The organism is Bradyrhizobium sp. S3.12.5, assembly GCF_040548225.1.
Lineage (GTDB): Bacteria > Pseudomonadota > Alphaproteobacteria > Rhizobiales > Xanthobacteraceae > Bradyrhizobium > Bradyrhizobium cytisi.
On the sequence record NZ_JBEPRF010000005.1, the window covers coordinates 87,646 to 100,061 of the forward strand.

A 12,416-nucleotide genomic window follows, 5' to 3' on the forward strand; every position below is an offset into this window, starting at 1 on the left:
TAGCACCCCTGAGTTTCATGTTGTCTTGAGAGGCGACCGTGTCACATTTGATACTGGATCGCGCGGCAGATACGCTCCGCCAGCCCCGTGTTGCGAATGTCGCGATCGGCTTTGGCCTGCGCTTCGTCAGGGGGAAATTGGCTTCCGGAGAGCAGCTCCTGATGGGCCTCGAGCGGCGATCGGCGAAGCATTGCAATCCCGGCGATCACTGGCTGGACGACGCGGGTTGCGGTGCGCTGGACGGTTTCGGCACGCGCGATGTTGGTTTATTCGAGCTATGTGCGAAGTTCGACTCGATCGAAATATGGGTTGATCCTTTGCCGAACGATCAGCTCGTGCTTGTCTGGCTGCTCGACCTGCTTCGCCCTTACAAGGAGATCACGACGAAGTTGAACCTGGTGTATGCGGACGACTCTGTTGCGGATTATGCTGCGGAGGCGGTCGCAAAATGGAAGTTGCCGACCTTCAAGGTGGCCGACAATCATTTTGTGATGGCAAGCCGCGCATGGCGCGCCTATCGGGCTGAAACGCCGGAATCCTGTTTCGATCTGCTGATGACGGATCTGATGATCTTTCCGAGACTTCGATCGGCGCTCATTGCGCTGCTTGAGGAGCTTCCGGACAAGGTTACGGGACTAGGTGCCAGCGAAATGGATATGCTGGGCTGTGTGAATGAAGGGCACACCGACCCAAAATACATCTCCGAAGCGAGATGGTATCGCGATGTGTTCGACGGACGCGACGCACAAGATGCCTTGATCGAACTGGCGGAGTATTCGGGCCCGCCCGTTCTGTTGGGCGATCCGTCGTTCAACAATGATGACCGCTACTTCGGCAGGAGCGAGTGGAAGGTCACGCTCACTGAACTCGGACGTTCCCTTGTCGCCCGAGAAGACGATATGTGGCGTCACAACCCGATCAAACGCTGGTGGGGCGGCACTGAATTGACCAACGAGCGGCTCTGGCGATGGGACCGCGAAAGCCGATCGTTGGTCGCGCCGTAGATGCGCATTCGGGAACGCGGTGCCGTAGGGTGGGCAAAGGCGCGCAAGCGCCGTGCCCACCATATTTCAACGCACACAAAGGTGGTGGGCACGCCTCCGCTTTGCCCACCCTACGAAACCTCCGTCGAGCCTTACTCCGCGGCTTCGGCGTAATCGCCGACCGGCGGGCACGAGCACACCAGATTGCGGTCGCCATAGACGTTGTCGACGCGGCCCACGGGGCACCAGTATTTGTCGGTGCGCGAGGAGCCCGCGGGGAAGCAGCCCTCGGCGCGGGTGTAGGCGCGCTTCCAGTCGTCATCGGCGATGTCGTGCACGGTGTGCGGCGCGTGACGCAAGGGCGACGCCTCGATCTTGAAGCGGCCGGCCTCGACCTCGGCGATCTCCTTGCGGATCGCGATCATCGCGTCGCAAAAGCGATCCAGCTCCGCCTTGGATTCCGACTCGGTCGGCTCGATCATCAGCGTGCCCGGTACCGGGAAGCTCATGGTGGGCGCATGGAAGCCGTAGTCGATCAGGCGTTTTGCGATGTCGTCGACGGTGACGCCGGACGTCGTCTTGAGCGGACGCGGATCGACGATGCACTCATGCGCGACGCGGCCCTTCTCGTTCTTGTAGAGTACCGGGAAGTGCGCATCGAGGCGCGCGGCGATGTAGTTGGCGTTGAGGATCGCGATCTCGGTGGCGCGCTTCAATCCTTCGCCACCCATCATCAGGATGTAGATGTAGGAGATGGTGAGGATCGAGGCCGAGCCGAACGGCGCGGCCGAGACCGGGCCGACCGGAGCATCCCCGTTCGTCGCGGGATGGCGATTTTCAGGATGACCTGGCAGGAACGGTGCGAGATGCGCCTTGACGCCGATCGGGCCCATGCCCGGGCCGCCGCCGCCATGCGGGATGCAGAAGGTCTTGTGCAGATTGAGATGGCTGACATCGGCGCCGTAATCGCCGGGCCTGCTCAGGCCGACCTGCGCGTTGAGGTTGGCGCCGTCGAGATAGACCTGGCCGCCGTGGCCATGCACGATGTCGCAGATCTCGCGAATGTGCTGCTCGAACACGCCGTGGGTCGAGGGATAGGTGATCATGACCGCGGCAAGGTCGTTCGAATGCTTCTCCGCCTTGGCGCGGAGATCTTTGACGTCGACGTCGCCATTGGCCTCGCAGGCGACCACCACCACGTCCATGCCGACCATCGCGGCCGAGGCCGGGTTGGTGCCGTGGGCGGAGGAGGGGATCAGGCAGATCTTGCGATGCGCCTCGCCGCGCGCCGCATGATAGCCGCGGATCGCGAGCAGGCCGGCATATTCGCCTTGCGCGCCGGAGTTCGGCTGCAGCGAGATCGCGTCATAGCCGGTGATGTCGCACAGCCACTGCTCCAGCCGCGCGAACAGCGCGTGATAGCCCTTGGCCTGCTCGCGCGGGGCGAACGGGTGCAAGGATGCGAATTCCGGCCAGGTCAGCGGCATCATCTCGGTGGTCGCGTTCAGCTTCATCGTGCACGATCCCAGCGGAATCATCGCGCGGTCGAGCGCGAGGTCGCGATCGCTGAGCTTGCGCATGTAGCGCAGCATCTCGGTCTCCGAGCGATGGGCGTGGAATACGGGATGGGTGAGGAAGGCGGTGGTGCGCTTCAGCGCCTCCGGCAGCGCCTCGCGCGTGGTCGCGTCGATCTCGGCGTAGGAAAGCTGGCCGCCGAACGCGCGCCAGACCGCTTCGACGGTGGCGGGCGTGGTGGTCTCGTCGAGTGCGATGCGGAGCGCGCTTTCACCGACGCCGAGATTGATCTTCTCCGCGGTCGCGCGCGCGATGACCTCGGCGCGCTTGGCGCCGGCATCGACGCTGAGCGTGTCGAAGAAGGCTTCGCTGGTCAGAGCAAAGCCGAGCTTGCGCAGGCCGGCCGCGAGCACGGCGGCGCGGCGATGCACATTGCGCGCGATCTGCGCGAGGCCCTCGGGGCCGTGATAGACCGCATACATCGCGGCGATCACGGCGAGCAGCACCTGCGCGGTGCAGATGTTGGAGGTCGCCTTCTCGCGGCGAATGTGCTGCTCGCGGGTCTGCAGCGCGAGCCGATAGGCAGGCATCCCGCGCGAGTCGACGCTGAGGCCGACGATGCGGCCGGGCAGCGAGCGCTTCAGCGCATCGCGCACCGCCATATAGGCGGCGTGCGGGCCGCCATAGCCCATCGGCACGCCAAAGCGCTGCGCCGAGCCGATCGCGATGTCGGCGCCGAGCTCGCCGGGCGAGGCAAGCAGCGTTAGCGCCAGCAGATCGGCGGCAACGATTGCGAGCGCGCCCTTGGCCTTCAGCGCCGCGATCGCGGGCCTGAGGTCGCGCACCGCGCCGGATGATCCCGGATATTGCAGCAGCGCACCGAGCACGTCACACTTCGCGAGATCGGTGAGGGGATCGCCGACCACCAGCGACCAGCCGAGCGGCTCGGCGCGGGTGCGCATCACCGCGAGTGTCTGCGGATGCACATCCTTGTCGACGAAGAAGGCTTTCGCCTCGACCCGCGAATGCCGTTCCGCAAGCGCCATGGCTTCGGCCGCAGCGGTGGCCTCATCGAGCAGCGAGGCGTTGGCGACGTCGAGCCCGGTGAGGTCGCAGATCATGGTCTGGAAGTTGAACAGCGCTTCCAACCGGCCCTGGCTGATCTCGGGCTGATAGGGCGTGTACGCCGTGTACCAGGCGGGGCTTTCGAGGATGTTGCGCTGGATCACCGCGGGCAGGATCGTGCCGGAATAGCCCTGGCCGATCAGCGAGGTGAAGACCTGGTTCTGACGCGCGAGCTCGGCCATGTGCGCGATCGCCTCGGTCTCGCTCAAGGGCTTGCCGAGATCGAGCGGGGCGGCCTGCCGGATCGAGGCCGGCAGCGTCTCCGCCATCAGTGCGTCGACGCCCTTTGCGCTGACGGTCTCGAGCATTGCGCTGACATCGCGCGCCGACGGGCCGATGTGGCGGCGAACGAAACTGGCGGTGTCGCCATTGGATTTGCGGTGCGCGGTCATCATGGGTCCTCGCTTTAGATTATCTGTCGTCGGCGTCATGCCCCGCGAAGGCGGGGCATCCAGTACACGCAGGCGTCACGGCTTGAGCAGAGGAGCCGCGGCGTGCTGGATCGTCCGCCTCCGCGGACGATGACACCGAATATGAGGTCAAAGTTCTCGTCATCTCACGCCGTGTGTGCCTTGTAGGCGGCTTCATCCATGAGGCCGCCGAGCTCGCTCTTGTCGGCAATCCTGATCTTGAAGAACCAGGCTTTGCCTTGCGCATCCGAATTGACCAGCGCCGGCTCGCTCGCGAGATCGGGGTTGGTCTCCAGCACCTCGCCGGTCACAGGCGCGTAGACGTCGGAGGCGGCCTTCACCGATTCCACGACGGCTGCGGCTTCGGCCTTCTTGAGGACGCGGCCGAGCTTGGGCAGCTCGACGAACACGACGTCGCCGAGCTGCGACTGCGCGTAATCGGTGATGCCGACAGTGGCGACATCGCCCTCGATCGCGAGCCATTCGTGGTCGGTGGTGTACAGTGTCGTGGTCATTTTCTTAAAGTCCTCAGCGTTTGTAGGTGTTTTTCACGAAGGGCATGGCGGCGACGGTGAGCGGCAGACGTTGCGCGCGCACCTCGGCAAAGAGTTTTGTGCCGAGCGCGCTCAGGCTTGTGGGCACATAGCCCATCGCGACCGGCGCATTCAGGCTCGGGCCGAAACCGCCCGAGGTGACCTTTCCGATCGGCTCGCCGCCAGCGCTATCGGCAAACAGCAGCGCGCCTTCGCGCACCGGCGCGCGGCCCTCAGTGCGCAGGCCGACGCGGCGGCGGGATGCGCCGTGATCGAAATGAGCGAGGATCTTTTCGGCTCCGGGAAAACCGCCGGCGCGGGCGCCGCCGCTGCGGCGGCTTTTCTGCACCGACCATTCCAGCGCGGCCTCGACCGGCGTGGTCGCAGTGTCGATGTCGTGGCCGTAGAGGCAGAGGCCGGCTTCCAGCCGCAGGCTGTCGCGGGCCCCTAAGCCGATCGGCATCACGTCAGGATTTTCCAGCAGCGTCCTGGCCAGGCGCTCGGCATCCGCAGCGGGCACCGAAATTTCAAAACCGTCCTCGCCGGTGTAGCCGGAACGCGAGACAAAGCAGGCAAGCCCGGCGACCTGATGCGGGCCGGCGTCCATGAACTTCATGGCGGGCGCCTCTGCACACAATTTCGCCAGTGCAGCCTCGGCCTTCGGGCCCTGTAAGGCGATCAGCGCGCGATCGGCGAGCGAATCGATGACGCAGGCGTCGGAGAGATTGGCGCGCAGATGCGCCTCGTCCTCGGCCTTGCAGGCGGCGTTGACGACCAGGAACAAATGATCGCCGAAATTGGCGACCATCAGGTCGTCGAGAATGCCGCCATCCGCATTGGTGAACTGGGCGTAGCGCTGCCGCCCCTGTGCAACCGCGACGATATCCTGCGGCACCAGCCGCTCCAGCGCGCGGGCGGCGTCCTCGACCTTGCCCGACTTCGGCCGAAGCGCGATCTGGCCCATGTGGGAGACGTCGAACAGGCCGGCCTGGTTACGGGTCTGGAGGTGCTCTTTCAGGACGCCCGCGGGGTACTGCACGGGCATGTCATAGCCCGCGAACGGCACCATCTTGCCGCCGAGCGACACATGGAGGTCGTAGAGGGGGGTACGTCTCAGGGAGTCTCGGTCGTCGCGCACTGACATCACAGGGGCCCTCGGCGGTTCCCCGGGGACGATTCCCCTGAGGACACCAATCGAAGCCCCATCTGTCGCTGTGCCTGAGAGTATTATCCCGTCGGCGGACGCAGTCCGGGCCTTAAGCCCGTCGGCGCCTCTTTCCAGATGTCGTCAAAGCCACGCGGTCCTTTTGCCTGAGAGTTTCCGGGGCGGTTGCTCCTTCGGCGCCGGCTACCCAAAGCCGGTCTCTCCCGACGTGGCCGTACGATACAGATGGGTACAGACCACAGCCCGGCCAAGCCTGTCAACGCGCCCTTTGCGGCTTTCCAACGGGATTGCAACGGGATCGCAACGGGATTGCGCGACTGCGGCAACCCTCTGATCTCTCTGCACAGTTTCTGGACAGCGAAGCTGGCCTTGTCTAAAAGCGCTTTGGCCCGCAGATATCAGCCGAATCCCAGGTTTGGACGGCAAGGAAGCGGGTCCAAGCACACCCGATTGGATGAACATGAGCGGCGTCAACGAGATCAGGTCGACCTTTCTGAACTTCTTTGCCGAGAACGGCCACGAGATCGTGTCGTCCTCGCCATTGGTGCCGCGCAACGACCCGACGTTGATGTTCACCAATGCCGGCATGGTGCAGTTCAAGAACGTTTTTACAGGTGTCGAGAAGCGGCCGTATCAGCGCGCCACCACTTCGCAGAAATGCGTGCGCGCCGGCGGCAAGCACAACGACCTCGACAATGTCGGCTACACCGCGCGCCATCTCACCTTCTTCGAGATGCTCGGCAACTTCTCGTTCGGCGACTACTTCAAGGAGCGCGCGATCGAGCTGGCCTGGAAGCTCATCACGAAGGAGTTTGGGCTGAACAAGGACAAGCTGCTCGTCACCGTCTACCACACCGACGACGAGGCGCACGGGCTCTGGAAGAAGATCGCCGGCTTCTCCGACGACCGTATCATCCGCATCCCGACCTCGGACAATTTCTGGGCAATGGGCGACACCGGCCCGTGCGGCCCGTGCTCGGAGATCTTCATCGACCGCGGCGATCACATCTGGGGCGGCCCTCCGGGCTCGCCGGAAGAGGACGGCGATCGCTTCCTCGAATTCTGGAATCTCGTCTTCATGCAATACGAGCAGGTGACGAAGGAGGAGCGCGTGGATCTGCCGCGTCCCTCGATCGACACCGGCATGGGCCTGGAGCGCATGGCCAGCATCATGCAGGGCGTCGACAGCGTGTTCGAGACCGACCTGTTCCGCCACCTGATCGATGCGACGTCGTCCGCGCTGGGCCACGGGCCGAACGAGCAGACGGTGGCCTCGTTCCGCGTCATCGCCGACCATTTGCGCTCTTCCGCCTTCCTGGTCGCGGATGGCGTGCTGCCCTCCAACGAGGGCCGCGGTTACGTGCTGCGCCGGATCATGCGCCGCGCGATGCGCCATGCGCAGCTGCTCGGCGCGAAAGAGCCGCTGATGCATCGCCTGGTCTGGGCGCTGGTCCGCGAGATGGGCCAGGCCTATCCCGACCTGATGCGCGCCGAGAATCTGATCGAGGAAACGCTGCGGCTGGAAGAGACCCGCTTCCGCAAGACGCTGGTGCGCGGTCTCGCCATTCTCGACGAGAAGAGCGCGTCCTTGAAGAACGGCGACATGTTCGACGGCGACGTCGCCTTCACGCTCTACGACACCTACGGCTTCCCGCTGGACCTGACCCAGGACGCGCTGAAGTCGCGCGGCATCGGCGTCGACCAGTCCGCCTTCACCGACGCGATGGAGCGTCAAAAGGCCAAGGCGCGCGAGTCCTGGAAGGGATCCGGCGAGGCGGCCTCCGAGACGATCTGGTTCCCGCTGCGCGAGAAGTTGGGTGCTACCGAATTTCTGGGCTACGAGACCGAGAGCGCCGAAGGCGTGGTGTCGGCGCTGGTGAAGGACGGCCGGGAAGTCGCGAGCCTCAAGGCCGGCGACACCGGCGCGCTGCTGCTCAACCAGACGCCGTTCTATGCGGAGTCCGGCGGCCAGGTCGGCGACACCGGCGTGCTGACGGGTGAGGGCGGCATCAAGTTCCGCGTCACCGACACGCAGAAGAAGCTCGGCGATTTCTTCGTTCACGTTGGCACGTTGGAGAGCGGCGAGCTGAAGGTCGGCACCGCGCTGCAGCTCGAGGTCGATCACGGCAGGCGCTCGTCGATCCGTGCGCATCACTCGGCGACGCATCTAATCCACGAGGCGCTGCGCCAGGTGCTCGGCGATCACATCGCCCAGCGTGGCTCGATGGTCGCGCCGGATCGTTTGCGTTTCGACTTCGTGCATCCGAAGCCGATCACGGCGGAGGAGCTTGCCCGCGTCGAGGACATCGCCAACGACGTGGTGCTGGAGAACGACGAGGTCACGACGCGCGTGATGGGCGTCGATGAAGCGCGCGAGGCCGGCGCGCGCGCGCTGTTCGGCGAGAAATATGGCGACGAGGTTCGTGTCGTCTCGATGGGCCGGACCGCGCGCGAGCGCGGTGTCAATGCGCTCGGCTGGTCGGTCGAGCTCTGCGGCGGCACGCATGTGCGGCGCACCGGCGATATCGGACTGATCACGCTGACCGGCGAGAGCGCGGTGGCCTCGGGCGTGCGCCGCATCGAGGCATTGACCGGCAACTACGCGCGAAAACACGCCAACGAGACCATGGCGCTGGCGAAGGCTGCGGCCAACGAGCTGCGCACCTCGATCGACGACGTCCCCGCGCGGATCACCGCGCTGATGGAGGAGCGCAAGAAGCTCGAGCGCGAGCTCTCCGACGCCCGCAAGAAGCTTGCGATGGGCGGCGGCGCCTCCGCCGGCGGCAATGGCGCAGCCAGCGGCGTGCGCGAGGTCGGCAACGTCAAGCTGATGGCGCGTGCGGTCGAGGGCATCGAGATGAAGGATCTCAAGAGCCTGGCGGACGACGGCAAGAAGCAGATCGGCTCCGGCGTGGTCGCCATCATCGGCGTCACCGAGGACGGCAAGGCGGGCGTCGTGGTCGGTGTCACCGCCGACCTGACCGAACGCTTCAACGCCGTGAACCTTGTGCGCGTTGCGTCCGAGGCGCTCGGCGGCAAGGGCGGTGGCGGCCGCCCCGACATGGCGCAGGCCGGCGGTCCCGACGGCGCCAAGGCGTCTGACGCGCTGGCGGCGATCGAAAAAGCGATGGCGGACGCTTAAAGCCCCGTGCGCCTCGTTCCTCAGCCCTTCTTCAGGAAGACGTACTCGGCCGAATAGGGCGCGGTTCTGAACTCGCCGGCCTTGTCGCATGCGCCGTCGAGCTTGCCGCCATGGGTGTTGATGCGCTGGACCGTGGTGGCCGGCGTCAGCACGCCGCTGCCGCGGCGGGCGGTGACCTCCAGCCTCAGCCAGGGGATATCGGCAGCCGTGGCACCCGGCGCATTGCCGGTGGCCTTGCCTCCGACGGCGCTGCTGTCGGCAAGCTCCCAGTTCGGGCCGGCATAGTGGCGTCCGATGGTCTTGCCGTCGGCGAAGAGCGTCGCGATCGGCTCGCGGAAAGCCCAGGCGAGCTTGCCGTCGGTGCCGGCCTTGCACTCATAGACCTGCGCCCCTTCGGCGTGGACGCTCAGCACGACGCTCTCGCCGGGTGCGGCAATGGCGCCGGGGAGGGCATCGGCGGCGAACGCGGACGCGCTGGTCAGCGCGAGGATCGCAAGCACAACGCTCTTGAATGTCGGCATGATGTTTCCGCAGGCAAAAGTCTCGTCATTGCGAGGAGCCCTTGCGACAAAATTGCGAAGCAATTTTGCGCTGGTGCGACGAAGCAATCCAGTCTGCCTCCATGGAAGGATTCTGGATTGCTTCGCTGCGCTCGCAATGACGCGGTGAGAGGCAGCTTACGCCGCCAGCGCCTTCCCGAGGTTCTCCGCGACCTTGTCGAGGAAGCCGGTGGTCGAGAGCCAGCGCTGGTCGGCGCCGACCAGGAGCGCGAGGTCCTTGGTCATGTAGCCTTCCTCGACGGTGTCGACGCAGACCTTCTCCAAGGTGTTCGCGAACTTGGCGAGCTCGGCATTGTTGTCGAGCTTGGCGCGGTGCGACAGGCCGCGGGTCCAGGCGAAGATCGACGCGATCGAGTTGGTCGAGGTCTCCTTGCCCTTCTGGTGCTCGCGGTAATGGCGGGTCACCGTGCCGTGGGCGGCTTCGGCTTCGACCGTCTTGCCGTCCGGGGTGAGCAGCACCGAGGTCATCAGGCCGAGCGAGCCGTAGCCCTGCGCGACCGTGTCGGACTGCACGTCGCCGTCGTAGTTCTTGCAGGCCCAGACGTAGCCGCCGGACCATTTCAGCGCCGAGGCGACCATGTCGTCGATCAGGCGGTGCTCGTAGGTCAGGCCCTTGGCCTCGAATTCGGTCTTGAACTCGCGGTCGTAGATGTCCTGGAAGATGTCCTTGAAGCGGCCGTCATAGACCTTGAGAATGGTGTTCTTGGTCGAGAGGTAGACCGGGTAGTTGCGCAGCAGGCCGTAGTTCAGCGAGGCGCGGGCGAAGTCGATGATGGAATCGTCGAGATTGTACATCTCCATGGCGACGCCGGCGCCCGGAGCCTTGAACACTTCCTTCTCGATCACGGTGCCGTCCTCGCCGACGAACTTCATCGACAGGGTGCCCTTGCCCGGGAACTTGATGTCGGTGGCGCGGTACTGGTCGCCATAGGCGTGGCGGCCGATGATGATCGGCTTGGTCCAGCCCGGGACGAGGCGCGGCACGTTCTTGCAGATGATCGGCTCGCGGAAGATCACGCCGCCGAGAATGTTGCGGATGGTGCCGTTCGGCGACTTCCACATCTGCTTGAGGTTGAACTCCTTCACCCGGGCCTCGTCCGGGGTGATGGTGGCGCACTTGACGCCGACGCCGACCTTCTTGATGGCTTCGGCAGCGTCGATGGTCACCTGATCGTTGGTGTGGTCGCGGTACTCCATGCCCAGGTCGAAATACTGCAGCTCGACATCCAGGAACGGGGTGATCAGCTTGTCCTTGATGTACTGCCAGATGATCCGGGTCATCTCGTCGCCATCGAGCTCGACGACGGGATTGGATACCTTGATTTTTGCCATGATCGGGGAAGCCCTCTTGGGAACGGCGCCGCTGGCGCCGACGTGAATATCCGCCGCCTCTTAGCACCGGACCGCGGCGGGCGAAAGCCAAGTGATTATGCAGTTTTAGCTCATCCAGTTTCCACGGATGGGGGGCGAGCCGCCCGCCGCCGGCCGCGGGCGAGCTGAAGTTTCGGGCGAGATTCAAAAGTCGAATCCAACCCGTTATTTCCCCTTGAGAATTCTGTCAGGACAGGCAAACGACAGGCGGACGAGGCCGTGCCGGTCGGCGGCCGGCCTTGAATCTATTCCTGAAGAACGTCTCTCCAAGGCCTTGGAGAGACAATGTGAAAGCGAAACGAGATGTCGGGCACTGACAAGACCAAGGCGGGCCTCGCCCTCGACGGTCCCATCGTGATCCTGGTCGAGCCGCAGCTTGGCGAAAACATCGGCATGGCCGCGCGCGCCATGGGCAATTTTGCGCTGAGCGCTTTACGTATCGTCAACCCCCGCGACGGCTGGCCCAACATCGCGGCCCAGCGGGCCGCCGCCGGCGCCGACTACATTCTGGAAAAGGTCGAATTGTTCGAGACCGTCGGCGAGGCCGTCGCCGATCTCGACCTGCTGTTCGCCACGAGCGCGCGTCCCCATGACCAGGCCAAGCCGGTGGTGGGGCCGGAAGCCGCAGCTAGCGAGATCTCGGGGCACGTCGCCACCGGGGGCAAGGCCGGCATCCTGTTCGGCCGGGAGCGCTGGGGCCTGACCAACGAGGAGGTCGGGCTCGCCAACCGCATCATCACCTTCCCGGTCAATCCGGGCTTCGCCTCGCTCAACCTCGCCCAGGCCGTGCTGCTGGTAGGCTACGAATGGTTCAAGCGGGCGACATCCGGCGAGCTGCCGCACGCCATGCCGGAGCGCTCCGAGCGCGCCTCGCAGCACCAGATGCAGGCCTTCTTCGACAACCTCATCCGCGAGCTCGACCGGGTCGAATTTTTACGCCCGGCGGAGAAGCGCGACACCATGCTGGTCAATCTGCGCAACATCTTCACCCGCATGGAGCCGACCAAGCAGGACATGCACACCCTGCACGGTGTGGTGATGGCGATTGCGGAGGGGCGCAAGGGCCCTGCCAAGGGCGGCGTGCTCGACGGCGAGCAGGCCACGCGCCTGCGCGCGCTGCTGGCCGAGCATGGGCAGGGCGCCGGCGTGCCCGACAGCGGCTCGACGGTGCGCGGTCTCGCGCGCCTGCTCCGTCGCAATCCGACCGATGCCGAACGCCTGCTCTGGCAGGCGCTGACCCGCGATCGGCGTTTCGCAGGAGGGTTCAAGCGCCAGACTCCGGTCGGCCGCCACATCCCGGACTTCGTCTCGTTCCCGCACCGGATCGCGATCGAGCTGGTCAACCCGGGCGAGGGCGAGACCATCGCGGCGGATCGCGCCTCGCGGCGGGCGTGGCTGGAGGCGCGCGATTATCGCGTGCTGGAGATCCGGGCCGCTGATGTGGAGCGGGATCTCGAGGCGGAGCTGGTGCGGCTCGAGAGCATGATCGCTGAAGGATCGAGCGCCTCGTAGGTGGTAGCCTAGGCTTTGTCCGCTCTACCCCCCTCGGGAGGCAGGGCTATCGCATATGAAGAAAAACGTGGCTGGAAACTCGCCTGCGGCCATCCTTCGA

The 12,416-nt window shown here is 65.2% G+C and carries 8 protein-coding genes and 1 riboswitch; of the genes, 3 read left to right on the top strand and 5 right to left on the bottom strand.

The genetic code is table 11. The features are described 5' to 3' along the window. Positions 1-38: 38 nt before the first annotated feature. Positions 39-1,004: a hypothetical protein gene (locus tag ABIC09_RS08360; RefSeq protein ID WP_354108979.1), complete on the top strand. Its 966-nt coding sequence runs from the start codon at positions 39-41 to the stop codon at positions 1,002-1,004. A 131-nt stretch (positions 1,005-1,135) separates the two neighbouring features. On the opposite strand, the gene gcvP is transcribed toward ABIC09_RS08360, so the two are convergent. The 3 genes from gcvP to gcvT form a co-directional block, all read right to left on the bottom strand. Continuing rightward, complete coding sequence (gene gcvP / locus ABIC09_RS08365) at positions 1,136-4,015, bottom strand: aminomethyl-transferring glycine dehydrogenase (protein WP_354109124.1); 2,880 nt, start codon at positions 4,013-4,015, stop codon at positions 1,136-1,138. 164 nt (positions 4,016-4,179) lie between these two features. Further along, on the bottom strand, positions 4,180-4,548 hold the full coding sequence (gene gcvH / locus ABIC09_RS08370) for a glycine cleavage system protein GcvH (protein ID WP_148751443.1): 369 nt from the start codon (positions 4,546-4,548) through the stop codon (positions 4,180-4,182). Between the two features lie 13 nt (positions 4,549-4,561). After that, positions 4,562-5,710, bottom strand: coding sequence for a glycine cleavage system aminomethyltransferase GcvT (gene gcvT / locus ABIC09_RS08375; RefSeq protein WP_354108980.1), 1,149 nt, complete (start codon positions 5,708-5,710; stop codon positions 4,562-4,564). A 146-nt stretch (positions 5,711-5,856) separates the two neighbouring features. Next, a riboswitch (glycine riboswitch) is annotated at positions 5,857-5,947 on the bottom strand. Between the two features lie 244 nt (positions 5,948-6,191). Between gcvT and alaS the strand changes: the two genes are divergently transcribed. After that, the gene (gene alaS, locus ABIC09_RS08380) at positions 6,192-8,873 is read left to right on the top strand and encodes an alanine--tRNA ligase (protein ID WP_354108981.1); all 2,682 of its coding nucleotides are present in this window, start codon (positions 6,192-6,194) and stop codon (positions 8,871-8,873) included. 20 nt (positions 8,874-8,893) lie between these two features. Here the strand turns inward: alaS and ABIC09_RS08385 are convergent, their stop codons facing one another. Both ABIC09_RS08385 and ABIC09_RS08390 read right to left on the bottom strand, forming a co-directional pair. Continuing rightward, positions 8,894-9,394: a DUF3455 domain-containing protein gene (locus ABIC09_RS08385; protein WP_354108982.1), complete on the bottom strand. Its 501-nt coding sequence runs from the start codon at positions 9,392-9,394 to the stop codon at positions 8,894-8,896. Between the two features lie 156 nt (positions 9,395-9,550). After that, on the bottom strand, positions 9,551-10,765 hold the full coding sequence (locus ABIC09_RS08390) for an NADP-dependent isocitrate dehydrogenase (RefSeq protein WP_354108983.1): 1,215 nt from the start codon (positions 10,763-10,765) through the stop codon (positions 9,551-9,553). A gap of 342 nt (positions 10,766-11,107) precedes the next feature. Between ABIC09_RS08390 and ABIC09_RS08395 the strand changes: the two genes are divergently transcribed. Continuing rightward, positions 11,108-12,316 carry a TrmJ/YjtD family RNA methyltransferase gene (locus tag ABIC09_RS08395; RefSeq protein WP_354108984.1) on the top strand — a complete coding sequence of 403 codons (1,209 nt, stop codon included), beginning with the start codon at positions 11,108-11,110 and terminating at the stop codon, positions 12,314-12,316. Positions 12,317-12,416 lie beyond the last annotated feature (100 nt).

Excerpts from the sequence above, each read along its gene's own strand:
- gcvP (WP_354109124.1), bottom strand. The coding sequence starts at position 4,015 with ATGACCGCGCACCGCAAATCCAATGGCGACACCGCCAGTTTCGTTCGC.
- gcvH (WP_148751443.1), bottom strand. The coding sequence starts at position 4,548 with ATGACCACGACACTGTACACCACCGACCACGAATGGCTCGCGATCGAG.
- gcvT (WP_354108980.1), bottom strand. The coding sequence starts at position 5,710 with ATGTCAGTGCGCGACGACCGAGACTCCCTGAGACGTACCCCCCTCTAC.
- alaS (WP_354108981.1), top strand. The coding sequence starts at position 6,192 with ATGAGCGGCGTCAACGAGATCAGGTCGACCTTTCTGAACTTCTTTGCC.
- ABIC09_RS08385 (WP_354108982.1), bottom strand. The coding sequence starts at position 9,394 with ATGCCGACATTCAAGAGCGTTGTGCTTGCGATCCTCGCGCTGACCAGC.
- ABIC09_RS08390 (WP_354108983.1), bottom strand. The coding sequence starts at position 10,765 with ATGGCAAAAATCAAGGTATCCAATCCCGTCGTCGAGCTCGATGGCGAC.
- ABIC09_RS08395 (WP_354108984.1), top strand. The coding sequence starts at position 11,108 with ATGTCGGGCACTGACAAGACCAAGGCGGGCCTCGCCCTCGACGGTCCC.